Source organism: Streptomyces atroolivaceus (assembly GCF_000717025.1).
Taxonomy (GTDB): domain Bacteria; phylum Actinomycetota; class Actinomycetes; order Streptomycetales; family Streptomycetaceae; genus Streptomyces; species Streptomyces atroolivaceus.
This window is the reverse complement of sequence record NZ_JNXG01000027.1, coordinates 33,156-59,560: the sequence shown is the minus strand read 5'-3', so window position 1 is coordinate 59,560 and position 26,405 is coordinate 33,156. Positions and strand designations below refer to the sequence as shown.

Below are 26,405 nucleotides of genomic sequence, written 5' to 3'. Positions count from 1 at the left end.
GAGAGCCTGTCGGCTCTTAAGTTGGCCCTGGCGGGCCAACTCGGGCCTGACGGCCCGTAAGGTGACGCGTCGTCATGCCTGGCGGCATGACTGTGTGTTGGCTGGGTTTGCCCTGACGGGCAAACAGAGAAAGAGCGGGGCCTGGCGGCCCCGCTGTCGCATGCTCGGGTGTCATGCCTGGCGGCATGATGGTGGGGTGCTGGGTGGGTTCGGGTTCCCTGCCCTGCCCTGCCGGGCAGGGGTTCGGTGCTCGGTGCGTCTCGACGTCTACGGTGCCGTGATGTCGTAAGGGTTTTTAGACAGTTATCCGGTTCCTCTACCCCTCTGGCGTACTCGGGCTGGTGCGCTATGGGCCCTGCCGGGCTAACTGAACGGGCCCTGCGGGACATGCCTGCCGGCATGTCCGGTTTCTTGTAGCGCCCCGCTGCCGCGGGGGCACGTCTTCGCCGGTTTTGGGGTGCGTTGTCAGACACAGCCTGTATGTTCCGGTAGTTGTTGGCCCGTCTGGAATGAGCCCCGAATACCACTGGTGGGGCGTGGAGGGTAGATGAGCTGTGCCTGTAAGTCAACATGTTGCCGCTCGGAGGATCATTACCGCTGCTCTGCGGGCGGGTGCGGCGTGGATCAACCGGGTTGAGGAGCCTCGTGCGTGGCGGGAGCTGTCTCGTATGCATGGGGTTCTCTTGTCGAGTCTGCCGGTTGGGGCAGGCCCTTCCACTCCTGGCGAGATGATCGACTTGTTGCCGGTTCGCTTGCGGGAGTGGGTCCCGTTGGCGTGGGAAGAACTGCCCTCTGTCATGGGTGACTTGGTTGTCCTGACGGACAACGGTGAGTTGACCGAGGAGGCCTTCGAGGCAGGGATGAACTATCTGGAGGCCCTGTACGGGGACGACGGGTACTTCGATCTCGGTGGGACATGGCTTCCGGCGTGGGTTCGGCAGACGGCTGAGCAGACGGAGCGGGCTGCCTTTCGGCACATCCGCTCCGATGGACAGGCTGGCTACGTGGCGGCGCGGACCATGCTGACCGAGGTGCCACACGGCACGGAGCGGACGTTGGTCGAGGAGTACTCGAGGCGTGGCGCAGCACGGATGGACGTGTATCGGCCTGTTCCCTCGGACCGTATGTGGGTGGGGGCGTCATCGTGGTTATGGCCGTGTCCGCAGTGCCGGTATCCGATGGTGCTGCGGGGCGGGCAGTTGCGGTGTGAGTATCCGCCGCATCAGAGCCGGTTCGGTCTTGTCGCGGGCGGTGGCAGGCAGGGTGGGCCGCCTGTACTGACTGGTGGGCGGGGCCGGTTGGCGACGGCTGCGGAGCCGGCGGAGGGCGTGTTGTGCCTGGACTGGGGGGTATGGCGCTACATCACGTGTCCCGGGCTGAGTGAGGTGGGCCTGATGCAGTGGCTGGAGAAGCAGGAGGGGGTTCGGGTCGAGCGCTGGGAGAACCTGGACGAGTGGGATGTCGGCGTCTACCTGGCGGACGGGCATCGCTGGCGGGTGGACGTCAAGGATCACCAGGACGCGCAGACGATCATCGACCGGCCGCCTGCCGGAGAGACGGTGGTCGTGCCCAACTACCGGCGCAGCCAGGTCAATCAGCTGCAGTCCGGGCTCGATGCGCTGCGGACTGCTGACGGGCAGCGGTACAGCGTGTTCACGGTCAGCCGTTTCAAGGCTGCCGTGACCAGGCGGTTGAAGGGGGCGGGCGCATGACGTCGCCGAAGAACGCAAGGTACTCCGTCAGCGTGCCGCTGACCCTGCGGGCCGCGGTCTTGCTGGCCGCTCGGGTGTTCCCAAACCGGGCGCTGGAGGAGCAGGCGGCGTGGCGGCGTGTGGTGGATCTTGCTGATGCACACTTCCTGGCTACGGGGCAGATGCATCTGTGGGACGGCTGGTCTGCTCTGGCTCTGCCCGATCAGGTGCGGATCACTCGGATGCTGCGGCAGAGGCCGGCGGTCCTTGCTCAGCATTCGGTGTTTGTCACGGAGACGGCAGCGGTCCTGGACAGCGGTGAGGCGGTCGAGTTTGCCCCGGCCGACGGGAAGGAGCAGGTGCTGCTCCTTCCCGTCAGTGACGAGGAGGCCCTCATTGATGCCTTGCTGGACGAACTTGAGGACAACGCGGCCAAGGGGCAGCTGCTGCCCAGGCCTGCGCCGCCCGGCTCCTACGTCAGCGACCTTCGGATCAAGGATCCGCTCAGCCCGTCCGGCCGGGTGGTGGACGTGTTCTACGACCTGGACTACCAAGGGTCGCCTGCTCCCAGCGTCGTGCAGGAACTGGGTGAAGCCCCGGTCTTGGACGAGGTGGTGATCCCCTTCGCCGATCTCGACGAGATCGCGGGCCGGCTCGATGAGCTGCGCGGGCAGAATTACCGGCGCAAGGCGGTCGCGGACATCAGGCACCACGCTCGCGGCCGCGACGGCACGGACGTGGGCGAGGTCCTGCGCGTCCAGGCCGGGCCTCTGCGGGTCTTCCACGCCCCCACCGGCATGGGCAAGAACGTCCTGAGTGAACTCGTCGCGGCGTGGTGCGCCCAGCAGGGCCGAGTGATCTCGCTAGTCGTTCCGCAGAGCGCGCAGGTACTGGCCACGGTGTACCGGCTACGGCAGGATCTGGCTGATCTGCAGGTCTCCGCACAGGTCACGCCGGTCGTCTCGCCCGCCTCCATGATGGATCTGGCCGAGCAGACGGCCGGCAACCCGCACGACGATGCGGACTTCAGGACCTGGGTGTACCGGGAGATGGCCTACAGCTGCCCTCTGACCGGGCATGCCACCACCTCCTCCGAGGCAGTGGATACCTGGAAGCCGGGCCAGGAGCCGTGCGATCAGCTCAAGCCCAACGGGCCGAAAGCAGACAAGGCTCTGGCCTGTCCGTGGCGTGGTGGCTGTGGGAAGTTCCGCCACCACCGGGCTGCGGCCTCGGCGGGCATCCTCGTCACGAACCATGCGAACTTCCTGACCGGGCACATCCACGCGCCGGTGGTGGGTCGGCCTGCTCCGGGGCGGCGCATGACTACTGAGCAGCTCCTGTTGCACCGCAGTCATCTGGTCATCATCGACGAGGCCGATGCGCTGCAGGCTCAGGCTTTCGACCAGGCGGCCCGTCAGGTGCTGCTGGCACAGGACGGTGCGGAGCGCACCCCGGTCCGTGAGCTCGACAGCCAGTTCCGGCGGCACTGTCACCGACTGCCGATGAGTCTTGAGCAGTATCTGCGTCCGTTGATCAATCACCTGGTGTGGCTGGCCGAGTCCTACGTGTCCCACCTCGTTGGCGGGGTCATCCATCCTGACCGGGAGCGGCGCAGCATGGTGGTGCCGCGTCGCTGGGATGGGATGTTCGCCTCCCGGATCTTCGGGCTGGAGGAAGGGGAGCGGCCCACGGAGCAGCAGATGGAGGCGGTTAACCAGCTCTACAAGCGGGAGGGGCCGCTGGAGTTCGCGGATGAGGTCGAGGGGCTGGCCGAGCTGAGGGAGTGGTTGTCCTCGGTCACGGATCTGGCCGGCGGGTCGGACCGGCTCACCCACGCCACCTTGAAGCGCATCGGTGAGGCGTTTTCGGCGATCACTGGTGAGAGGGACGAGAAGCGGTTGTCTTCGCTGGCGCTGCTGGCGGCGCGGCGGGCGTATCTGGAGGAGATGCGCAGCATCCTGCACCGCATCGTGGGTGTCGCTGCGCCGTTGCAGGGGGCGGGGATCTCCGCCGGCAACGGCCTCGTGGACGCGCTGGCCTCGCATGTGCCGTGGCGGGCTGCCCCCTATGGTCCTTTGGGGCGTGCGCTGTTCGCGTTCTCTGAGACGTTCGATCCTGGTGACCGGCATCAGACGGCGCTGCGGCTGAAGTCCTATGTCGGTGATCCGCACGCTCACCTTGCCTATCTGGGCGAGGTGACCGCGCTCGCCCATACCGGCACCCGCCGGGCGGTGATCGGGATGTCCGCCACGGCGTTCATGCCGTATGCGCCGCGTCATCACCTTCTGCAGGAGCCGGCCTGGTACGTGCCGGACGACGTCAATGGAAGCCTCACCGTCGAGCTGCAGGCCGGGCAGGACGAGGGGGCAGGCATCGTGGTGTCCGGCACTGACGGAGTGAACCGGGAGCGCGCCTATACGGCCATGGGGCGCAGTGTCGGCCAGGACCTTCCCCCGCAGCTCGACGCAGTGGCCGCCGATCCTGCTACCGCGCATCGTGCGTATGCGCTGCTCGCGCCGACCGCTTACGACGCCGGTCCCGCGTTGGCCCGCGGCATGATCGACGCGGGTGTCGCGGCATCGGAGATCTGCGTGGCGGTACGGCCACTGGGGATGGCCTCGCTGGAGCGGATGCCGCCCGGTTGGGTGCCCATCCCGAGCAACCGGCTCGAGCAGTTCCCCCACGCCGTGGGTCACGGCCGGTGCCGGTACCTGATCGCCCCCATGGCACGGGTCGAACGTGGTCTGAATATTGTTGACCGTGCGGGGCGCTCCCTGCTGCATGTGGCCTGTCTGGTCAACCGGCCCATTCCGGTGATGGAAGACCCCCCGGTGCTGCTGTCCCTGGTCAACTCTCTCGCCTACCGACGGCGGCGGCCCGGTCCGGAACCCGCGGCAGAGCTGGAGCGGCTGCGGATCGTGGCGGGCCAGATCTTCGATGACATCCGCAGCGGGCAGGGCTACTTCAAGTCGCTGGGCCAGGACGTCAAGCTCGCCGTGGTCGCGGAGATCCTGACCCGGCTGATCCAGCTGGGGGGGCGCACCCGCCGCGGCGGGGATCACGGGCGGCTGCGGCTGCTGGACGCCGCCTTCACCCATACCGCCGCAGACTCCACGCTGCCCGCCCTCCTTGAGCAGCTGCGCGGGAAATGGCAGGCCGAGGACCACATGCCGCTGATCGACGCCGTCTACCGCACCACCATGGCTGATGCCCTGCTGGGGCTGGCGGAGCACTCCCCCACTGGATATGAGGAAGAGGAGATGGGCGAATGGTGACTGACGACCGAGGCCGCCTGTTCACCCTGTCCTTCGCGCTGGACGACCGGCTGCTGGGCACGGTGCACGTTTATCCGCAGGATGAGGCATTCACGCCGGCCTGGCGGCGGCTGCCGAGGCCGCGGGGTAAGGACGCTGTGCAGCCGATCGCGTCCCTGCAGACGGCGGCGCGTGCCGTGACCGGGGAGCGGTTGGTGTTCACCAACCCCGACCGACCCGCCAGGACCGGCCGGTGGGCTGGGCGAAGCGTGATCGTCACGCCCGGGGCGTTGGACGGGGCCGTGGTGCGCACTCTGATGCGGGAGTGGGAGACGCGGCTGGACGGGCATGACAGCCGTGACACCCTCGCCACCCTGCTGCATCTGTCCGACGACGGGCCTCAGCCGCTCAGTTCGCTGCTGCACCGCGACTCCATGGGGCGGATCACCGGTCCCCGCTGGGCGTTTAGGGTGGCCGGGTGGCGGCTGGCGAGCTTGCTGGCCGCCCAGCCGCTCCCGCTCGACGAGTCGCTGCCCGCGCTGCGGTTCCACCTCGACAGTGAGGGAGACCTGCTGGCGTGGCAGGCCCCGCTGGTCCACGAGCGGACGTGGATCGACGAGGAGAGCGGCAAACGTCGGCGCATCGCCGGCTACGCCATGGAGCGCATCCACATCGAGGTCGAACCGGCCCCCGGCGGAAAGACGCTCATCGCGCATCTGTCAGCGCGTATCTCGCGCATCGCCACCCATTACAAGGGCATCCGCAACGTCCTGCTGCGCCATCCCGTCAACCCGGACATCATCCTCAAAGCCCCGATCACCACCCGGTGGGAGAAGGGTCCGGAGGGATTCATGCAGCCCGCGGCCGTCCGCTACCGCGGGGCGACGGCACAGATCGTCGAAGCCTGCGGTGTCGGCCGCCTGCCCCAGCCGCCCCTGACAGGGCTGGACGAGCTGGCAGAGGTGCGCGGCGTGCACCGCACGGGCAAACACCCGATCGACAAGGGCGCAGGGGCGATGTTCCACACCCGGCTCGAGGAACACGCCGGGCAGGTCCTCGGCCAGGAGCCTATCGTCTACTCCGGAACATCCATCAAGATCAGCAAGCCGGGCGGGAACCTGCCGCCCTACGTGCCGGCCGGCAAGATGGCCGACGCCATGACGAGCGCCGGCCTCGAAACTGTGCGCACCGTCGTGTTGTACGAGTCGGCGCAGTGGCACACGCGAGTGATGGGGCAGTTGGCCCGCGACTACGCGCGGCCCGAACTGGCCGATCTGCCCGACGAGCAGCCAGTAGTCCTGGCGCCCGGGTATGAGCTGGTGGCGGTGCGGCTGCCCGAGCTGATCCGCCACGGCAGCCACGACCGCAGCCTGATCTTGAACACCCTGCCCTGGTTCAAGGCCGGTGCCGGGCGGGCGCTGGTCATGGCCCTGTGCGAGACACGCTATCCCAGTGAGCAGGAGAAGGAAGCGGGGGTGGCGGATGCCAAGCACGCGCTGAAAGGGCTTTTCGCCGAGCGCGGCATCCCCTCGCAGTTCATCACCATGGACTCCGACCCAGGTGACCCGTACCGGCTGAACACGCCCGAGAAGGTCGCGCGGTCCAGGGCCCTCAAGGCGGGTCTGCCGGAACCGGACGTCGCTTACAAGGACGACCATGCGGTACAGATTGCGCTCGGCAGCCTGCACTGCGACTCCGGCATCATCGACAACCGTCTGGCCGCCACCGCCTTCCACCGCAATGCCAAGGACACCGCTCTGGACCGGGAGGCCGTGGCGGTGGGGCTGTGGACCCGCCACCACCGCTTCGACGAACGTCCCGGCCGTCCCCGCAAACCAGCCGTACTTGCCATCACGCTCGTCGCCATGCGGATGCCACTCGGCGAGGACGCGTACTGGCCCACTCTCATGTACAGCGACCGGGGCTGGCTTCCTCTGGCCCAGGCCCGGGCCCTGCACCATGCCGGTCCCATCGGCAAGAGAGGGCATCATCTGCGGGAAGACCACGGGGGGCCGGAGAACGTGCGCACCTATGTGGACCGGGCACTGGCCGCTCTCGGCGACCGGTATCCGATCGTTGTCTTCGCCGAGGAGCGTGAGCGGATCTGGCCCGGGCTGTGCAACGACCGGCTCGGGGACGACGTTGTTCCCGGGCAGAGCCTGATCGCCAAGGGGCGGGATGTGGCGATCGTGCGGGTCGGCAACGGGAAGGGCACACCCCAGCCGTCACGGCGCACCGGCGGCGGGGGCAAGCTGCCGGCCAACCCGCTGCAGCCGGTCATGCCGGAGAAGATCCTCTACCGTCACGATCACGGGGACGTGGTGTCCTGGCTGTTTTCCGGGCAGTCCCGTCAGCACGCCGGCGGTCAGCGCACCGGTACCCAGTACACGCGCCGTACTCTGCCCGGCGGTCAGCTGGCTCAGATGGGTGCTCCCTTCCACGCTATGACCCGCATCGAATACGTGGTCGCCCACTGTGGTGGCTGGCGCGAGGAGCAGTTGGTCGGTCTTGCCGCCCGCGTCTCGGAGCAGGCGGCGATGTGGGATGGGCGCACCAACCTTCCTGCGCCACTGCATCTGGCCAAGAGCGCTGATGAGAAGCATCCCGGTTTCGTCGATCAGGAAGGCTTCGGCGGGTAGCGCGTATGGCGTGGGCGTCGCGGGCTGCTGCCGGAGCACCTCGCGGCGGGGCTGGCTTGCGTCACCGGGGCCTCGCGGACCGCGGCCTTACAACGCCGCCCCCTGCCGTTCCTTCCGCAAGTACGAGCAGCCGTCCGGCGGAGACCCGCGCTGCGTCAAACGTCTCCTTGTAGCCGCCGATCGGCATCTGTGCATCGCTGAGGAATACCGGGTGCCCCTCAGCCCTGAGCAACTTGATCACCCTCTGCTCCGTGCGGTAGGCGTCCGCGCCGGTGGCGAACTGGATCTGAGCGAATGGCACCCAGCCGTGGCTCTGGAACCGAACGACGCGGTCCTCGCGGGTCCGCAGTCCACTGATCCCGATTTTCACGGCGCCGTACTCGGCGTGGGAAAGGACGTACAGGCGGGCCGGGGCGCCCGGGTCCAGCCCGTAACGCGCGCAGTGCTGGCAGCATTCACCTCTGTTCCGGACGTTGTTCAGTCTGGGGGCTGAGATCTTCTGGCACCGCTCGCACAGTGAGAGCCAGGGCGAGGCGATGTTCTTGAACGGCTCCAGCGGGCGGAAGCCGACGGCCCGCATGTCGGCAACCGCCTCGTGCGGGTCTCCAGGCCCGTATCGCTTGCAGAACCGGCAGCCGCCGGCGCGGCTGGTGACGTTGTCGTACCGGGGAGCCACGATGTGCCCGGCCGCGACGCACTGCGACAGCCACGGTTTACCTGTCCCGAGGAAGTCCACCAGCACGATGAAGCCGTGTTCCAGCATCGCCGCCGCAGCCGCTCCCGGGTTCTTCGGGGCATTCGGCGCGCACCAGATGCAGGCGCCCTGCCCACTCATCACGTTGTTGCGGTTCGGGTAAATGACCTGTTTGCAGGGGATGTGACGGCACATCCAGGGGTCGCGGGCCCGGCCTGGGTAGGGCTCCAGGGGTTCAGCGTTGCCCAGCCGACGCATGTCAGCGGCCGCGACGCTAGCCGAAATCGAACGGGGCACGGCCGTCTTCCTTCTGGGGGGTGTGACGTGGTCTTGATCGGCAGCGCGTGGCCCTCCGTCGGGAGGGCGCTCTGGCTTGGTCTACGGCTTTGGGTAGGTGGCGAGGTACTCCAGGAGGGCGGAGAACGCCGTGGCCATGTCGTTCAGGTCGACCGTGTCCTGGAGTACTACAGAGCTTCCGTGCCCGCCGCCCTCGTATCCGTAGTACCGCGGATGCCCCTTCGCTCCTGGCTTCTTCTTGAATCCGTCGTCCTGCGGGTCCCTCACGAGAGCCTGCACGTGGGGCCCGCGTGCTGGACGAAATTGTTGCGGGCGAGCCATTTCTGATGGCGGTCCGCAAGGGATCCATTGGCGGTGGAAGTGGCCTCTGGCGTCTGCACCATGATGCGGATCTCGAAGGGGCTGTCCGTTCCGCGTCTGGGCTGCAGGCGCTGGATCTCGGCGACAACGTAGCCGTCTTCTGTCTCTCGCCAAGCGCAGATGTTCGGAGCTCCCATCTGAGAGTGCTGCTGCGAGTTGAACACCGTGCCCGGTGGGGCGGCAGCCTGCGTGAGGCGCGCCAGTCGCCGCAGCCGCAGTGCGTCGCTGAGCGCAGTCGAGGCCTGGTCCGCCGGGCCGGCCGCCTCGGCCTCCAGCACCACGAGCTGCTGGTGCGCCCGGACGGCCAGCAGCCGGGCGAGGGCGTCCGATGAATTGTTCCAGCCGCCGAGGAGACCGTCGAAAGTGAGCCGACGGGACCAGGTGCTCGGGCCGTCCGGGATCGGATCGGCATTCGGGCCCACCAGGTAGCGGTCAGCTGCCGGTATGCCCTTCGCTTCCGCCCAGGCGTCGTACGCCGCGAACTGTTCGCCGTGAGCACCGGCGCCGAGCTTCATCTCCATCAACGCGCGCTCGACGCCGTCCAGCAGGACGACGAAGTCGACCCGACCGGTAGGCGCACCTCTGCGCGCCTTCACCCGGACCTCGCGCCGAACCGTGATTGTGCCTGGAGCTAGGCGCAAGGCCGACCTGAGCGGCTCGGGATCAAGTTCGGCGAGGAAGCACAGCAAGTCTGACCAGTCGTCCTCAGTACGCAGCAGGCGCGTCAGTCCGTAAGCCACGGCTGGACGCTACCCGCCGCCTCTGACACTGGCCTGCCGAACGGTGCAGTGGACCTTCAGGTCTGCCGCGCCCGGCGATGCCACCTACTCAGGGTTCTGCACGCTGTCTTCGAATCCCGCCGGGAGAGGCTGCTGAGCGGTTCGTGCCCGGTACCGACGCTGGAATTACTCTTCGGAAGCCTCATCCACGCCGAGATCGCTGCGCATGGCAGCCCTCAGGTCGGACAGCAGCGCCCACGACATCTCGGTCTCCACTTCTAGCCTGCTGAGCTCACCGCCGTCGGGGTGACTGCCTGCCAGCATCTTTTTCAGCAGGCCATAGGCGCTGTTGAGTTGCTCGTTTGCCGCCCTGGTGTCTCTCAGCACAGCAGCGGGAACGATCATCTGTGCTTCGGCGTAGCTGCCTCGATAGGCCAGGCGCCGTTCCTCGAGCTGTTCGGCACATGTCCGGGTCTCTGCGTCATCCCGGGCGCGCAGGGCATGCATGACGTTGATCTGTGCGGTCTGGTACTGACGGGCCGCGGTGTTGAGCGAGATGTAGCAGGCCCGTCGCAGGTCGGTCAGTTCACGTCGTGTCGAGATGCGCGCTTCCTGCTGCCGGACTTGCTCGGCGTGAGCGCGGTCCTCGCGTTGTTGGCGGGTAGTCACTTCGAGTTCGTGGCGCTTGAGCCGGTCAGCTCTGCGCTGTGTCAGCAGGGCTGCACCCAGGGTGCCGACGACACCGACGATGGCCACAGCAAGCGCACTCCAGGTCTGTCCCACGGCCCCCGCCTCAGATCGGTCGGGCGGGGTGCTGCGGCGTCTGCGCCCCGCCCGAATCAATGGTGTTGATCATAGAGTTCGGCTTGGCGCAGCGGCCCACCGCCCAGGTGTACGGCCAGGGCACTGTGCGGGCTTGGGTGCGCTGGGCTGTCAGGCGTCTGTGGACGGTCCCGGCTTCTTCTCAGCGCGAGCTAGCGGGGGCAGGGGCTGGTTTGCTTCCAGTGTGCCCGAGACCAGGCGCAGGGCGGCGTGTTCGCCGGGTTCTGGGGCACCCGGCTCAAGGCAGTGGGTTTGGGGGGTATCGAGAACCGTACACAGCCCCTCGCGTCCTGCAGCAGAGGCAAACACCAGCCCATCCAGAGGCCGTTCCCGACCGAAGACCCGCAAGAGGTATTCGGTGACAATCTGCGTGGGGACATACTCCAAGTGCTCGCGGTCCTCAGGGTCGGCGCTGAGGCGTGTCACGAACGCGTGGAGGAAGATCAGTGCCCGTCGCAGGTGTGCGCGGTCGGTGTCGAAGATCGTCGGAATGGGCCCCAGGCGGGTGAAGTCCACCACCGCGCAGGACCGGGTAGTTTCGAATGCGGCGTAGGTGACGAACTTGGTGCTGGGGGTGGCGTGCCGGGCCACTTCCTGGATAGCGGTGGCGGGGCTGTCGGCTCCGTAGAAGAGAGGGATACCTGCCGGGCTCATCCGGTTCGGGTGTCGGGCCTGGGCTGGCGAAGCAGTCCCCAGCAGACTTGCGGACCAGTGCTGCTTGAGATCCTCGTGGGCACGTGCGCGCCACAGACGATGCCCGGCCGGGATCTCGTGGAGGAGACCTGCCTGGGGAATGAGGTCGCCGAGGGTGTCAAGGATGGCTGCGGCAGGGATTTCCCCTCCGCCAAGATAGGCCTCGCCCTTGTGGGGTGGGGCCAGCCAGAACACATGCCGGGTTCGGTACATCACCTGATGACTGAAGCGCCTCCATCCATCGCGCAGTGCCTCGCCCTGGCGAGGCTCGATGAAGTGACGCTCAACCCACACGTCCTCGTGACGGGCCGCCTCGCGGACGGTTTCCTGTAGGCGTTCGCCGTGCAAGACGTCCACGTACTGGTTGACGAGGTCGTCGCCCTCCCAGCGGTTGAGAGGCACCAGTTCGCCGCCGAAGTAGGCAAGTTCGTCGCTTGCCAGTGAGTACTCGGTGTGCAGCCCGTCGAAGAATGCTTGCAAGAGGGTGTCGATGGGGGCTGCCGGTGTGCCCGCGCAGTAGTCGCAATTCTCGTCCGCGTAGGCATCTGCTGCAATCTTCCGGGCCAGGGTCTCATCATCGACACACCCGGCGCAGACATAGCCGTAACTGTAGTTCCAGCCCTGCTCCGACTGCGCTTGCTCTATCTCATCGGCGCCCATGGGAAGACGGTAGCCGTCCGTGGGCGGAAGCGTGCGCGCCGGAGGGCCCTCACCCGTCCTGAGGTCTGCTCAGCCTCCACCAGGCGCAAAAGCATCGCTCGCCGGTGCCCCTCGAGGACGAGGGCCGGGTACAGACGGGTTCTCCAACATCCGCATCTCTCTGTGGGAACGGCCGGACGCTCGCAGCGTACGCACGAAAGCGGGGCACGTCTGTCACCGGCGGCCGACCCAGGCCTGGTGGTTGGGGGCGACGTGCAGTTGCTCGCGTAGGCGGCCGAGCAGAACCCCGACGCGTGTCCGGCCCTCCAGGACCTGCAGCCGGTCGGCGTCCGAGTCCAGGAGACGCCGCTCGATCAGGAGCGGCGGGCGCAGCCACGTCCCGTGCTCGTCCCAGTGCCGGGCGACCTCCGGGGGCCGGACGGCGACCCAGTGCACCGGGTTGGCGGCGTAGCTCTCGATGCAGCCGGCATCGGAGGCCCCGGTCGGCATGCTGGGGAAGTCGGCGGCCGGGATGGTCTCCAGCCGCCAGGTGATGTCACGCAGGTCGATGGTGTTGTAGTCGTTGATGAAGGCGGTGTTGTCGCCGTGGTCGAAGAGGAACTGCTCCAGGACGTCGTCCGGCCACCGCAGGTCGGCCAGCGCGGGGTCGGCGCGGAAGCGGTCATAGCTGAGAGTGCCGTCCCGGCGGCGGGCCATCAGCGGGTAGAGGTCGGTGAGCTTCATGCCACCCGGTCTACAGGGATTGGTTGACGGCGTTGCGGATGGCCATGTCCACGGTGCGCTCGCGCGCGAGTTCGTGGTAGAAGCGGGCGCTGCCGGGGTGGTCTCGCAGTACGCCGGCGAGAATTCGGGCTGCCTGGCCGTGCAGGTGGCGCAGCCAGTTCTGCGTTGCGTTCTGCTGGTCGAACTCGTTGGAAGCCTCGTCCCAGGTGCACATTCCGCGGGCGGCCTCCTCCAGGAGGTCCCACTGTTCATCCTCAGCCGCTTGTCGGGCGACGCCACGCAGCCACGCGATGGCCCGCTTGGACTCGTTGTAGTGCGGCCAGCCGGTGCCGTCGCCCCGGACGTGGCCGGTCATCGCCTCCACCAGGGTGCGGGCCTGCTCGGGGTACTCCAGCAGGAGCGGCGCGGCCGTTCCCACGTCCAGGCTGGGCAGGACGTCGAGATAGAGCTCGTAGTCGTCGCCGTGGTCAGCGGCCAGGGTCAGCAGGCGGCGGACGGCGTCGGGGTCTCCCTCGTGGGCGGCCGGCAGGAGTTGTTGGCCCCGCGCGGCGGGCAGGTCGATCTGCGGTGCGGTCTCCTTCTCGACCATGTCGAGGAAATCGGCGATCGTCTGCGGGCGCTGCTGGGAATCGTGGTAGGTACACCTGCGTACGACGCCTCTCCAGGGCCCGGACGGCAGCAAAGGCACGTTCACCTCCGGAGTTAGACCGGTGAGCAGCCAGCCGATGACCTTGCCCAGGCTGTAGATGTCGCTGGCAGGCGTGGCGTTGTGCGGGTCAACGGACAGTTCGGGGGCGCCGAACTCGGCGGTCCCGATCGTGGTGCCGGTGCGCTTGGGGTTGGTCGTCTGCCCGTGCGGACGGCGCACGATGCCCCAGTCACCGAGGACCCATCTGCCGTCGAGGAGCAGAATGTTGGCGGGCTTGATGTCGCGGTGCAGGTAGTCCCGGCGGTGAGCATCGGCCAGGGCAGAGGCGACCGCGTCGACCAGGGCCCGCAGGGCGGCCTCGTCGCGCTGCAGTTCGGGCTGGAGGCGTTCGGCGGTGCTCTGGGCCAGCGGCATGACGAACCACTCGGCCTGGGGGCTGAAATCGAGGACCGGCATGACGTGGCAGTTGGCGCCGAGCTTCTGCGCCACCTTGATCTCCCACTGCATCCTCGCGGTGAGGTTCTCGCGCAGGGAGCGCGGCTTCTTGAAGGCGACGACGGTCCCGGTCGCCTTGTGCACGGCCTCGTGGACGATGCCCATGCCGCCCTCGCCGTCCGGCAGCGGGAACTTCTCCAGGGCGTAGTCCTTCTTCACACCGCGGGCCAGGCGGCGCACCTCGGCGTAGGCGTCCGCGGACGACGGCTCTGGATCCGGGACGGCCGACGAGGCGGCGGCCGCGTGACCGGTGACCTTCACCAGCACGGGGTGGACGGCCTTGATGTCGTTCGTCGGCAGTTCCCCCAGCAGGTAGGCGGGTCCGCCTGCCGGGTTCTGGACGAGTCCGAGGACGTCGCCGAGCTCTACCTCGGCGACCGGTTCGCTGGTGCGGCCGGCCGTGTCGAGGGCGTGCAGTTCCACACCGACGCCCGAGCCGGCCCGCCCCGCCACCAGGACGGTGTCGCCGCCGCTGCGCGCGAGATGTCCCGGGTAGGACACCGGGGTCAGCATCCAGTCCTCACGTGTTCCGGCGCTGGTACTGATGGAAAGGTCGACGACGGCGCTGTGTCCGCCGGCGGCGAGGAGGAAGCGCCGCTCGCCAAGCCAGGCAGCCGAGCGGACCGCAGCGTCGAAGTCGAGGGCGGAGCGCTGCTGGTCGCCCACCTGCTCATCGAGCCGTGTGAGCGCCAGGGTCGATCCGGTTCCGGTGCCGAGCGTCGCTCCGGACCCGGACAGGGCCCAAACACTGGAGTCGGGGCCGAGCAGCAGGCTGGCGTTCGCCTCGAATCCGCCGCCCACCGCCCGCAGCACACCGCCGTGCCACCGCACCACCGCCGGCCCGCACAGCACCCACACCGAGCCGTCCGGCAGCACTGCCGCACCGCCGTGCACGCCGGGCAGGGGAAGCCGCCACCGGGCCCCACCCCGCTGCAGGTCCACTTCCGCGACACCTGCCTCGGTGGTGATCAGCGCGCGCTCGGCGGACTCCCAGGCCATCCCGGACGGCCGCATTGGCCAGGAGTCGCCGGCCAGGACGACGCTGAGCTCGACGCCGGCCGGCGTCCGGGACTGCACGCTCGGCGTCCCGGCCGGGCGGGGCGCCAGGGTCAGCGTTGGGGCAGGCTCCGAGGGTTCGTGCATCAGGAGATCGTGCAGCGGGGTGTGTGGTGATCGTGGCGGCCGGAAGGCCGCGCGGATCAAGTCGGTGAGCGGGGTGAGGCCGCAGACGGCGGCCTCGAGATGGTCCCGGTCGAGGCACACGCCCTGCGCCTGCAGGACGGCATTCACGTCGTCGCCGATCTCCTGGCCTGCGGCCCTCGCGTAGACCAGGACCCACCGCACCCCCGGCCCGAGGTCTCGCTCGCGGGCGACGACGGCGGCGCGGGCCGCCTCGGCCGCCTCATTGCCCCCTGCGGTCGTCACGGTGATCGCGTAATCGCGTCCGGCGAGTTCGAAGTACGCGGTCGGCTCGTCGGGCGCGCGGTGAACGACCGTCATATCGGGGTCGGTGCGCCGTATCAGCGCCGCCACCACATCGACCAGGAGCCGGTGGCGGTCCTGCTCCGGCAGCTCGTCGCTGTGGACCTGGCCGTACTCGGCCAGCAGTCCCCGTATGTCGTCCATCGGCCCCGCCCGTGCGTCGTGCCTGCCCGGGCGCTGCGCCCGCCGGGGCGATTGTCCCGTACGGCGAGGGCGCGACGTGCGGAGATCAGCCAGGTCGCCGCGCCCAGTCCCTGCGGCCCGGGCGTGCAGTTCGGGCGCCGTGTCGCGTCGTAACCAGCGCCTACTTCTCCTCCAGGGCCGGGGCGAACACTCTCACCTGCCATCCATGGCCGGGAGCCGGGCAAGGGCGAGAGGCACCTGGCCCTCCCGGAGGGGGGGTACCTCGCAGCGCCGCGTCGGAGATCTACTGTCCGGCCACCCGCACGGCAGGGGCCTGCACCATCAGATGCGGGCCCGGGCCATGGGGCGGGAGGGGTTCAGGCGGCCGGTGTGTAGCGGACGATGGTGTCCTCGCACGGGCCGTCGGCGTAGACCTTCAGCGCCTCGAGCTCACGGTCGTCCGCAGTGAGCTGCCAGCGGAGCTTGGTCGACACCCACTCCCCCACATACCGGCACTGCGTCTCCGGGGACGGCGGCATCCAGTCAGCCGGGTCCTGGTCGGACTTCTGCCGGTTGCTGCGCGCCGTCACCGCGACCAGGGAGACGTTCGCCCCCTGGTCGTTCGCGTAGGCCTCGCGCCGAGCCGCGGTCCAGGCAGAGGCGCCGGAGTCCCAGGCTTCCGCGAGCGGCACCATGTGGTCGATGTCCAGGGCCCCGGGGCTGGTGACCTCCTGGCCGTCGTAGTAGGAGATCCACGTGCCGCCGGTCAGCTTGCAGCCGGCCTCCACCGTCGGCGCGACGACCGCTTCCGCCAACAGGACCTCGGCGCGGGTGTTGCACCCGTCGGACTTGTCCTCGCCGGAGTTCCAGTGCTTGAAGGAGCTGCGGGTGTAACCAGCACGGTCCTCCTCCGCCGCCTGCACCAGGCCGACCGCGTCGGCCAGGATCGTCACCTCAGCCGCCGGTACGGCCAGGGCGGCGGGAGCGGAGACAAGAGGGACAAGGGCGAGGGAAAGTGCGCTGAAACCGCGCACGAGGTTCTTGATCACCACCGTGTTCTACCGGCCACACTCCGCCCTGGTCGAAGCCCGGTATCGCGCGCTCACCCGCCCGGGGGACAAGGTTCACCGCAGGAACGCTTCAGCACCCCACCTGCCCGCGACGCACAGGTACCCCGGAACCAGCGGCTGGGGCCTGCCCTCTTGTCTCCTCCCCAGAGAGCCACCCTCCCTGGGCGGGCGCCGGGCCAAACCAGGGGCTCGGGAGGTGGAGTAGCGCGTCATGCCGCGGCGGCACGAGGCCCTCCAGCACACGGGCATCGGGCCGCTGCAGCGACTCCGCAGGAGGCCCGGGGCGGTCGGGCCTGTTGGGTCTAACTGTCCTGACCGGCCTCCGCCTGGCCTTCCCCGTCCAGCGCTTCCGCCGGGCGGACGGGCCCGAACCGGGCCTGGGCCTCCTCGACGAGCCGACCGGCCGGGGCGAGGTCTCCCAGCTCGATCGCGAGCACGGCGCGGACGAACGCGGGGAGCGGGATGCTGCTGGTGCGCACCTCGAAGCAGCGCATCACCCCGTCTGAGAACGCCGGCCGGTGGCGGCACCCGGCATGGACGCAGTAGCCCTCGGCGGCCAGGGCGAGCCGTCGGAAGGCATTGTCCTTCTGCGGGGTGCACTGCGCGGGGCAGCCGAGGTGGTCCAGTGTGATCCGCAGGTGCGCGGAGTTCGTCTCGCTCTTGCGGATGGTCAGGCGTCCGCCTCCGGGTGTGACGTAGCGCCCGGCCTCCACCGGGGCGTACGGATGGATCAGCGGCAACTTCACCTCCGAACCATGCAGGGCGGGCAGCCCGTCGTACTCGATGTACGGGCCAGCGGCGCCGCGGTCCTCGGTCATACCGGTCCTCGTCTCCCCCGCCTCGTCGGCGGGCTCGTGGTCAGGGCGCTCCAGGACCAACGGCTGGAGCCGTTGCTGTCGGCTCAGCAGGTCTGCGATGCCGGTACACCGGCAGCGATGGTGGGCTCTCCAGAATCCGGGAGAGTGGCGGCTCGCTGGAGCGCCTGGCGCAGGTGCCACAGCGTCACGGCCGGAAGAAGCCCGCCGAGGCGGTCCGCAGCCCGCAGATGGCCAACCGCCAGTGCCAGTTCGGCCCTGGTGCCCGAGCGGGTGACGTCGTGGAGGTTCGCTGCTGCACCGTCAAGAAGGTCGGCCAGCTCGGCCACCCCGGAGTCTTCCGGCACCTGCCCGCCCCAGCCGGTCACGGCGCAGCTGAGCTCGATAATGAGGCGGCCCCGTGCGCCGGCCAGCCGTGCTGAGAGATCCCCGTTGATCACAAGAGCATCCTCTCGCATGTCCGGGACGTGGCGGGCGTGTTCGCGAACGCAGTCCTCAGCAGGGCCCACGACACGCGCACACCACACATCGCGTTGATCGGCCTGGACGTGCAGGAGGTCAGGGCGGACGCGCTGGCCGAGTCCCCTGCTGGAGCGTGGCCACCGGCAGGACAGCGGCCATTCCTCCGCGGGCTCGGCCCTCCTCCGCGTGTCTTCCGCCCGGAAGGCACAGGAGCGGTGTCAGTGGTGTTCGGCATAGTGCCCCGCATGATCCATGAAATCGACAGCGTCGACTGGAAGTCGATGGGCCACGCCTATGGTCCGGCGGGCGACGTTCCGGGGTGGCTGACGGGGATGACTTCGGCGGCCCCCGGGGCCCGGGACGAGGCCTTCAGCCACTTCTACAGTGCGGCTCACCACCAGGGGGACGTCTATCCGTGTACGGCGGCAAGCCTGCCGTTCCTCTTCGAGATGGCCGGCAGCCCCGGAACTCCTGACCGCGCCTCGGTCATCGAACTGCTGCTCAGCATCGGCCGGAAGTCCATGGACAGGGATCCCGAGGGGGTCTACGTCACGCCGGACGGAACCGAGTCCAGGGCTCACGTGGACGCCTTGGCGGTGATACGGGGGCGCGCCGAGGTCTTCGTCCGCTATTCGTCGGACCCCGATCCGCTGGTACGGCGGCCCGCGATCGAGGGCCTGGGCCTCTTCCTCGACGACAGCGCACGCGTGGTGGAGATCCTGCGCAGTCTGCTGTCCGAGAGCGGCACCGTGGAGCGGCTGCTCATCGCAAGGACGATGGCCACGGTGGGGCTGCGGGATGCTGCTGCACACGGGGTGGCCACCAGGTGGCTGGAGGCTCTGGCCGCTGACGTGACGGTGCTGCCCGAGGTTCGGCTCGCCGCTCTCGTGCACCGGGCCCGGTGTACGCCGCGGGAGATCGGCGGCGATCGATCTGCTCCGGAAGATCGTCCCGGATGGAGATGGCCGAGACGAGGCCCCTTCATGTCAGGCCGGGACCGAACAGGGCGATGCTGCCAGCTCGATGTCTGCCCAGGGCGTGCCGCCGCAGATCGCCGCGGCGTTCGAGGACCTGGAGCGGCAGAGCCGTTTTCACGCGCCGACGACCTCCCTGCTGAATGCCTTCCACACGCTGTTGGACGATCGTGTGCCAGAGCGCACTGCTCTGCTCGCCGCACAGCTGTGCAGCGTGGACCCGACGATGCGCTACGACGCGATCCGTATGGGCCGGGAACTGATCGCTCAGTGGCGTGGGGATCACACCGGCCTCATTGTGCTGCTCGCCGAGTGCCTCCTGACCGAAGACGCGTACACCTGCGCCGCGGCGGCGGAGGCTCTCGGGTCTCTCGGCCCCGTGAGCGAGCCGGCCCGCGACGCCCTCGCCTCCTACGTCGAGGCAACCCGCGCGGCACACGGGCCACGCGTGTGGGCGGCCCGGGACCGGCTGCTTCGCCGCGCCCACCAGGAAGCCGTCAGAGCGCTGGCGCGCCCGGGGGACCTGCGGGCGCTGCCCAGTGTGCTGACCGCACTTGACGAGGGCACCGACGCCTGGCGTGCCGTCCAGGTGGCCGGTCACCTGTACGAGGCAGCCGGTGACCTCACGCCGAGGCTGTCGAAGCTCTTGGCAGAAGTGGACTTCTCGGACCCGTCGCAGTCGATGAGCGCCAACGCCCTGGTGTCCGCCTTGGGGCAGCTGGCTGGCCCGGCGGATGCACCGGAGCTCACCAGCGTCATAACAGCGACCGTGCGCCATAAGCAGTGGCATATGGCCGCCTCCGCCCTGAACGCACTGGCCTCCCTCGGCCCTGGGGCCGCCTGCGCCCTGGAGGTGGTCCGCCCGCTGGCCGACGCGCAGGACATCAACGTCCGGGCAGCCGCGACGGCGGCCATGTGGGAACTCGAAGGCGATGCGGGCCGCGTCGTGCCACAGCTGGTCGAACTCCTCGACAGTCACCAGCGCCACGAGGTGGCCGACGTTTTGGGCCGGATCGGCCCGGACGCCTCACTGGCCCTGCCCCGTCTGCGGAAGATGCTGACGGCGGACTACGAGTGGACCCGGGTCCACGCCGCGGCCGCCCTGTGGGACATCGGAGGCGACGCCGGGGCCCCTGTCGTCGTGGAGACGCTCCTGGCCGCCTGGGCGGAGAACGACTCAACGTCGAACCATGTCCTGGCCTGCCTGAACCGCATGGGCCGAGCCGCCCGACCAGCCCTCCCCCGGATCCGTGAAGAGCTCACACTCCTGCGCCGCAGCGGCCGCTTCCGCAGCATCACCAACGACGAGGAACTACTGAATGCCTGCCGCTCCATCGCGGCCCGCGCCTGAACAGACTCTGCAGATACCCCGGTTGGCGGCGTTCCTCTGCCCTCCTGCCCAGCCTCCGGGCCTCGCGCCACGCTCCGCCGGATGGGTGAAAGGTGAGCCGGAGGTGAACCTGGCAGTCGGCCTCGTTCTGAGGCCGCAGGACCAGGGCACCCCGGGTGACGTGACATCGGTGTCGGTCGGCCGGTTCAGGCACGAGGTGCGCTCATCCGGGCCGGTCTGGTCCCGCGACCGGATCCAGGACCGGGTGGATTCGTTCCGCGATCGGCGCAGTCAGAGACGGTACGTGCTCACCGGAACGCAGGCGCAGGGACAACGGGCACCTCGACAGCTACATCGGTCATCGGAACCACCCGAGCATGCCCGCTGATCATGCTGGGCCACTGGGAAACTCCAAGATCCCCGACAGAGTCAAGCTCAGCTTGTCGTTTAACGACCAGCCGGAGTGGTGGCTTGGTACGCACCGCTTGCCTTGAGGTTCGGCCGCGGATTCCGTAGGGAAGACCAGGATCAGACGTGCGCCACGATCCTGGGGGAATCGGTGACACAACAGAGCAGACACGATGCTGAGATCATTTCTCTGCTTATGCGCGAGTATGAGTCGCTTCGGGCCGAGGTCTCACAACGGGTAGCGGCAAGGATGCAGATACTGGGATTCGCAGGCGTGATCGCTGCCCTCATCACGACAGGAGGGTTATCCCCGAACAAGCCCAACCTGTATCTCGCGGCCCTCAGCGTCATCCTGGGCCTACTTTGGCTACGGGACTGCAACCAAGGCATACAGCGCATCGGCAGGCACCTCCGCAAGGTTGAGGAAGAGGTGAACCGCCTATCAACTAGCGCGTACGGCGGCAGCCCGCTGTCATGGGAAACGAATCGGCATACAAGCCGACAGACTGAGAGGCCTGCCTGGCGTTTCATCGGCTGGATCGGCGGTTGGAGCGGGCGTCATTGAATAGGTGGCGCCGTCGTCTGGCCAGGTGATCTATGCGATGCGCCGCGGTTTTGTTCCCTTCTTGTGGTGGGCTGTACGCCTCGCCAGTGGCGAGGACTCTGCCCACGTCGTGACGGATGGCTGGGCTGCGGTTTCTGCACCGCCCGCATCCAGGCCCCCGAAAGCCCCTGGCCATCAGCGGAAAACCGCCGGCTGCACAGCGAGATCGGTGAGGCCTGCGCTACGTGAACGGCGACCACCTGCTGCGCACCCTGACCCTCGTCAACGCCACAACGTCATTCGCCCTGGCGCTCCTCGCGCGGGGACGACCCAGCGCACCATTCGCCAGGTCGTCACTGCCGAAGGCATGCAGGCCCGCATGCAGGCCGTGAGTACCTGGCTCACCTCCGGCGGGCGGCCGGTTGTAGGTTCCGCGATTCCCTGGACACTTCCACGTGATCATGGACACCGGTAACGCTCAGTGGTCGTCAGTTGAGGCAGTCAACCATCGCCAGCAGCGACGCTGCGCGACCAAGCGTCGCTCGACGAGGCACGGCTATTGTTGCGAGGCGTCCATTCCGACGGGCTGCACCAGACCGTGCCCGCCCGGGGTGGCCAGCGCCCGACTACTCACCGAGACTTCCGCCCTCAGCATTCGAGGGCGGGCCGGTTCTGGCTGCCCAGGAAGAGGTGAACGCGGCGGTCATCGCCGAGCACCGAAGCCCCGCGGCGCTGGCGCGCGCCGGTGAGCTGTCGCATCTGGGCCGCCGTGCCCTGTGCGCCATCAGCACTCGCCCCCAGCACGTCCCCTCCGTCGTCCTCAACGTCACCGACGCCTGCGGACGCACCCGCGGACACCCCGGGTCCGGAAGGGAAATCGTGGGAGATCCACGGCGCGGCAAACGTCGCGATCGGCACCGCCCCGTCTTCGTTGCCGGGTCGATCGCCTGGGGCATGGTCGCCGACGGCTATCGCCCCGACCGCTTCGACGCCATCGGCGCGCTGGTCTGCCTCGCCGGGATGGCGGTCATCATGTACGCCCCCCGCGACCACTGAGCCGGCTGCCCGGGGTTGGGACAGCGCCTGGACGGCGGCGTACTACGCGTTCCCACGCCACATTCGTCATGTCGCCACGACCCATACACAATCGTTGTCAGAGGTCTTCGTCCGTGTTGAGGAAGACCGACTTGAACAGGTCGGCCGCGTCGACGAGGGGATCGGTGGGCACCCTGAACTCACCACGGGTCACCGCGTCGTTGCCATCCTCGGTAAGTTCCCACGAGACCTCCACCGAACTGGCATGAGGATCCCTCGCGATGATGACGTAATCGTCTTGGTCGCTCGTCCAAAGTACGTTCGGACGGAACGACTCCGGAGTAAGCACAACTTCGGCGTGCTCGCCGTGGGTGCTCCAGGTCACGGGATAGCCCCGTGGGAGGGGGCGGATGGTCGAGTGGTCGAAGCTCGCCAGGAACGGCTCGTGCGGCCCCAGCACTGGTTCGACAACCTTCTCGAACTCTGCATCGTTCGGATCGAGGTAATCCAGCACTTCGCAGTTATGGAACGTCAGAATCAGGTGCGGCTTGGACACGAAACGATCGCGACTGACCACCTGGACGCCTGCCCCCGGCATCCCGACGCCTAGGAAGTGTTCCCGCCCCCTGGCGATGTGCTCGGCCTTCTTGCTCTGCCATGCAGCGAGCGCCTGCTCCCGGTCCTCAATCGACAGCGGCTTCGGGTTACCGAAGACGCTCGACGGCAATACCAAGAGCGTCGAGCCGACAGTGTCTTCAGCCGGTGTCGGCTGCTTGCTGAACTGCTCTTCTTCGTAGCAGCGCAGGCTCTCCAGGATCTCGTCCACGCGGTCGACCCTGCAGATCGGGCCGAGTAGTTGCACCTCAAGGCTAATTGGTGGCCTCCCACCCCGGCGGACGCGCTCGACGAGGGCGAGGACCTCTCCGGAGCGTGCGGGCCGCGTGTTGCTGGTGCCTCGAACGTAGATCGCGCCGTCCTCAAGGCTGTCGCGGCGGTCGTCACTCTGATAACTCTTGTGACACGGGAAGATCGTCTGGCCATCCTCCGGCGGCTGGGCGATGACGAACAGGACCTCGTGGTCGGAGTCGATGCCGATCCTGCCGAACTCGAAGGCCGGGAACTGGGGACCGAGGTAGGGGCGGAGCCGGTCCTCGAGCTCGTGTGCCTCAGTCCCGCGCAGTACTCCGAGAGCACCGTCCTTCTGTACGCCGATGACCAGGACCGCGTAGCCGTGGAAGTATCGGGCCGCCTCCCCCGGACGCCGGTTCGCTGCGCCCAAAAGGAACTTTGCGACCTTGGCCGCGGTCGCCTTGCTGTTCATGTCCAGTGGGCTCTTGACCTCGAGGTAGGTCGTCTCGGCCTCGTCGCCGACAGCGACTACGTGCCTTAGAACGCCCCGTAGGGCGCGCTCACCGAGCGGGATGACGCTGGTGTCGAGAGCGGAGTTCCCGGCGTCCGAGTCGTCTGAAGGCAAAAGATCCAGCATGGAACGATTCTCCCATTCATGACCGCCGAGCAGATCGAACATCCGCCTCCGCGAGACCTGGGCCGCGGTCACGGCGCAACATAGCCGATGATCGCCGGTTACCCCAACCGGCGATCATCACGACACTCGAAGCTCCCCTCCAGCCGCAAATCTCAGCGGGCCCGGCACGCGCGCTGCCTGCGAAGCCGAGCCTCGAAGGAGCAGTCCAATCCCTCCCTCACGGCCACGAGCCTGCCCGCAAGGGGCAACGCCCGTTACACACCGCCACCACCCACGCATCGGTGGCCGAGGTGAGTGCTCATGATCGGGCGACTGCCCCACTGCCAGGAATGCCCGGCACGACGGCATCCTCCATGCCACCGGCGTATCCCCGGCCACGCGCACCTGCCTCGTCGAAGTCCTCCCCAGTCGTCCCACTCCTGCCCTGGGTCTGCGGACGAACGGCGCAAGCCCCTGATCGGGTACCGCACCTCGCCAACCACTCGAACGTGTGAGTTCAAAAGTGACCAGGCAGGCGGCTCTTGCCCTAGAGCCAGCCCCGCACTCGGGTTCGAGAGATTCGCCCGTCCGAGGCCGTTACGACCCCGGATCCGGCGCGTTCTTAGAGCACCAGTGCCAACCGGCCGCCCAGACGGAGGAACACCATGAACACTGAGCCCTCTCCCCTTCATTGCCCCAGATTCGAACAGCGGAGGCGGTCCCCGCTCACCTCCCCGACCTGCGGACCGCAGCAGTGCGACACCTACGCGCCCCGCTCAGCACGCCTGGATAGGTGGGGGGCATGAGCAGCGGCAGTGAGGCAGGCGGCATGCGTCAGGGTGCGGTGCCCGGCCCGCGCGGTGCGGAACTTCCGCTGCCGCCTGCCGCCGTGCCGGGCGGGCCGCAGGACGGTGACATCGCCGACGGCCTGGAGGAGGCGTACTGGTCCGTGTACGACGGCGCAGCGTCCAAGGCCACCGTGGGGCAGATCCTCGCGCGGCTGCCGCGGATCGTGCGCCAGATCGGCCAATTGGCCTGGAACGCAGACCGGACCTCGACCGTCGCGGTGGTGGTCCTGCAGCTGGCGTCAGCCGCGATGATGGCGTTCGGGCTCATGGCTTCGGTGGCGGTGCTGCGGGAGCTGTTCGCCGAAGGGCCGACCCCGGACCGGGTGCGCGCGGCAATTCCCCAACTGCTGGTCGTCGTCGGCTTCCTTGCCGCTCGGGCGCTGCTGGAGGCGGGCGTCGCCGTTGCGCAGGCCAGGGTGACACCGAAGATCCGTACCGCGCTGGAGTGCGAGTTCCTCACCCTGACCGCCCATGTGCGGCTGGAGGTCGTCGACGATGCGGACTGGCACGACGAGGCCTACCGGGCCAACGACCGCGGCTTGTTCTACGCCCGGCAGATCGTCGGCCAGGTCGTCTCCCTGGCCGCGGCGCTGCTCGGGCTCGTGGGCACCGCCGGCGTCCTGGGCGTCCTGCACCCGGCCCTGCTGCCGCTGCTCCTGCTGTCGGTGCTGCCGGTCGGCGCGGCGGCCGTTCGTAGTGCCCGGGCCCGCTTCCACTCCTTCAAGCGGTGGAACACCCTGCAGCGTAGGGTGCGGGTCTTCTCCTGGCTGCTGCTGGAGAGGGATGCCGCCGCCGAGCTTCGTTCGGACACGGCTCAGGGCGCGCTGCTGGAGGAGCACTACGGGCTGACGACACGGATCGCCGAGGAGGACACCCGGCTGGGTGTGAGTTCGGCCAGGCTGGCCCTGGCGGGCCGGGCGGTAGGCGGGATCGGCACCGGCATCACCTACACGGCGCTCGGCGCGATGCTGATCGCAGGGTGGCTGCCCCTGGCCGCCGGGGCGGGCGCGGTCCTCGCCATCCAGGCCGCGCAGTCCTCGCTGACCCGGCTCGTCGATGTCTCCCATCTCGTCTACGAGCACGCCATGTGGGTGGACGACCTGCTCGCTTTCCAGGAACGCTGCCGCACCCTCCAGCCACGCCGCAGTGGTCTGCCCGCCCCCGAGATGGTGAAGGCCATCGCCCTGGACGACGTGTCCTTCACCTACCCGGGCAAGGACACCCCGGCGTTGAACGGCATCTCCATGACCCTGCGCGCGGGTCAGACGGTGGCGTTCGTCGGCGTCAACGGCTCCGGCAAGTCCACCTGCGCGCGGCTGCTCGCCGGGCTGTACGAGCCCCAGGACGGGGGCACGGTCTGCTGGGACGGCGTGAACGTGCTGGACATGGATGCCGAGTCGCTGCAGGCCCGGGTGGGCTGCGTGCTCCAGGACCCGGTGCGGTTTCCTTTCAGCGCGCTGGCCAACCTGACGGTCTCCCGGGGCACCCTCACCGAGGCCGACCCGCAGCGGGCCCTGGACGCGGCGCGGGCCTCCGGCGCCGAGCAGGTCATCGCCGGACTGCCCGGCCGGTGGGAGGCGCTGCTGTCCAAGCGTTTCCGCGGTGGTCAGGAACTGTCCGCCGGCCAGTGGGCGAAGGTCGCCGTCGCCCGCGGCCTGTACAAGAACGCTCCCGTCCTGCTGCTGGACGAACCGACCGCCAGCATGGACCCACGCGCCGAGCACGCCGTGTACGAGGCGGTCCTGCGGGACACCCCGCGCCCGGATCAGATCACGGTGCTGATCTCCCACCGCCTGGCGAGCGTCGTCGCCTGCGACCGCATCTTCGTCTTCGACGGCGGCCGTATCACCGAGAGCGGCACCCACCAGGAGCTGATGAGCATCGGCGGCGAATACGCCGCCATGTTCACCCTCCAGGCCGCCGGGTACCGCGCCAGGGCCGGGGAGACGGCGTGATGCCCGACCACGCGCACCCTCGTCCCGCGCCCGCGCTGTCCGGCGCCTGGCCGGGGAACTTCACCGGCCACCGCTACGGCACCGACTGCCCGATGTGCACGAACGACTTCACCGCCGACGACATCGGCTGGGGCCTCCTTGTCCGGCGCGGAGAGGTCAGCAACGCCTGCCTGGGGGTGCAGCGGCCAGGTCTGCGTT

18 protein-coding genes are annotated in these 26,405 nt (G+C 68.6%); 6 read left to right on the top strand and 12 right to left on the bottom strand.

Annotated elements, in window-relative coordinates; translation table 11 throughout:
* Positions 1–554 precede the first annotated feature (554 nt).
* Genes OO67_RS34240 through OO67_RS34230 form a run of 3 tightly spaced genes read left to right on the top strand, consistent with a single transcriptional unit; the run spans position 555 to position 7,584 of the window.
* Positions 555–1,712 carry a restriction endonuclease-related protein gene (locus OO67_RS34240; RefSeq protein WP_033305736.1) on the top strand — a complete coding sequence of 386 codons (1,158 nt, stop codon included), beginning with the start codon at positions 555–557 and terminating at the stop codon, positions 1,710–1,712.
* Positions 1,709–4,966, top strand: coding sequence for a hypothetical protein (locus tag OO67_RS34235; RefSeq protein ID WP_033305735.1), 3,258 nt, complete (start codon positions 1,709–1,711; stop codon positions 4,964–4,966). The genes OO67_RS34240 and OO67_RS34235 overlap by 4 nt, the downstream gene beginning before the upstream one ends.
* Positions 4,960–7,584 carry an RNaseH domain-containing protein gene (locus tag OO67_RS34230; protein ID WP_033305734.1) on the top strand — a complete coding sequence of 875 codons (2,625 nt, stop codon included), beginning with the start codon at positions 4,960–4,962 and terminating at the stop codon, positions 7,582–7,584. Before OO67_RS34235 ends, OO67_RS34230 begins: the two co-directional genes overlap by 7 nt.
* A gap of 61 nt (positions 7,585–7,645) precedes the next feature.
* On the opposite strand, the gene OO67_RS35870 is transcribed toward OO67_RS34230, so the two are convergent.
* The 11 genes from OO67_RS35870 to OO67_RS40300 form a co-directional block, all read right to left on the bottom strand.
* A complete protein-coding gene (locus OO67_RS35870) occupies positions 7,646–8,575 on the bottom strand; it encodes a hypothetical protein (RefSeq protein ID WP_157841775.1) in 930 nt (309 codons plus the stop codon).
* A gap of 81 nt (positions 8,576–8,656) precedes the next feature.
* Complete coding sequence (locus OO67_RS34220) at positions 8,657–8,842, bottom strand: hypothetical protein (protein ID WP_157841774.1); 186 nt, start codon at positions 8,840–8,842, stop codon at positions 8,657–8,659.
* Positions 8,839–9,675 (bottom strand): hypothetical protein, encoded by an 837-nt coding sequence (locus OO67_RS34215; protein ID WP_157841773.1) that lies wholly within the window; start codon positions 9,673–9,675, stop codon positions 8,839–8,841. The genes OO67_RS34220 and OO67_RS34215 overlap by 4 nt, the downstream gene beginning before the upstream one ends.
* A gap of 165 nt (positions 9,676–9,840) precedes the next feature.
* On the bottom strand, positions 9,841–10,437 hold the full coding sequence (locus OO67_RS34210) for a hypothetical protein (protein WP_033305731.1): 597 nt from the start codon (positions 10,435–10,437) through the stop codon (positions 9,841–9,843).
* A gap of 150 nt (positions 10,438–10,587) precedes the next feature.
* Entirely contained in the window at positions 10,588–11,829 is a 1,242-nt protein-coding gene (locus OO67_RS34205) for a HEPN-associated N-terminal domain-containing protein (protein WP_033305730.1), read from the bottom strand.
* 213 nt (positions 11,830–12,042) lie between these two features.
* The gene (locus OO67_RS34200; protein ID WP_033305729.1) at positions 12,043–12,552 is read right to left on the bottom strand and encodes a hypothetical protein; all 510 of its coding nucleotides are present in this window, start codon (positions 12,550–12,552) and stop codon (positions 12,043–12,045) included.
* 10 nt (positions 12,553–12,562) lie between these two features.
* Positions 12,563–15,322 carry a serine/threonine-protein kinase gene (locus OO67_RS35865; protein WP_051710185.1) on the bottom strand — a complete coding sequence of 920 codons (2,760 nt, stop codon included), beginning with the start codon at positions 15,320–15,322 and terminating at the stop codon, positions 12,563–12,565.
* A 356-nt stretch (positions 15,323–15,678) separates the two neighbouring features.
* Positions 15,679–16,350 carry an HNH endonuclease family protein gene (locus OO67_RS34190; protein WP_033305728.1) on the bottom strand — a complete coding sequence of 224 codons (672 nt, stop codon included), beginning with the start codon at positions 16,348–16,350 and terminating at the stop codon, positions 15,679–15,681.
* A 323-nt stretch (positions 16,351–16,673) separates the two neighbouring features.
* Positions 16,674–17,189, bottom strand: coding sequence for a DUF6420 family protein (locus tag OO67_RS34185; protein WP_033305727.1), 516 nt, complete (start codon positions 17,187–17,189; stop codon positions 16,674–16,676).
* A gap of 83 nt (positions 17,190–17,272) precedes the next feature.
* Positions 17,273–17,626, bottom strand: a complete 354-nt coding sequence (locus tag OO67_RS34180) for a hypothetical protein (protein WP_033305726.1) — start codon at positions 17,624–17,626, stop codon at positions 17,273–17,275.
* A gap of 650 nt (positions 17,627–18,276) precedes the next feature.
* Complete coding sequence (locus tag OO67_RS40300) at positions 18,277–18,414, bottom strand: hypothetical protein (RefSeq protein ID WP_244300447.1); 138 nt, start codon at positions 18,412–18,414, stop codon at positions 18,277–18,279.
* 257 nt (positions 18,415–18,671) lie between these two features.
* Between OO67_RS40300 and OO67_RS40295 the strand changes: the two genes are divergently transcribed.
* Entirely contained in the window at positions 18,672–19,973 is a 1,302-nt protein-coding gene (locus OO67_RS40295) for a HEAT repeat domain-containing protein (RefSeq protein ID WP_244300445.1), read from the top strand.
* 1,621 nt (positions 19,974–21,594) lie between these two features.
* A complete protein-coding gene (locus OO67_RS40290) occupies positions 21,595–21,960 on the top strand; it encodes a YnfA family protein (protein ID WP_033305725.1) in 366 nt (121 codons plus the stop codon).
* Between the two features lie 97 nt (positions 21,961–22,057).
* On the opposite strand, the gene OO67_RS34165 is transcribed toward OO67_RS40290, so the two are convergent.
* Positions 22,058–23,467 carry a hypothetical protein gene (locus tag OO67_RS34165; RefSeq protein WP_244300443.1) on the bottom strand — a complete coding sequence of 470 codons (1,410 nt, stop codon included), beginning with the start codon at positions 23,465–23,467 and terminating at the stop codon, positions 22,058–22,060.
* Between the two features lie 739 nt (positions 23,468–24,206).
* On the opposite strand from OO67_RS34165, the gene OO67_RS34160 reads away from it, so the two are divergent.
* On the top strand, positions 24,207–26,207 hold the full coding sequence (locus OO67_RS34160) for an ATP-binding cassette domain-containing protein (protein ID WP_033305723.1): 2,001 nt from the start codon (positions 24,207–24,209) through the stop codon (positions 26,205–26,207).
* Positions 26,208–26,405: the final 198 nt, after the last annotated feature.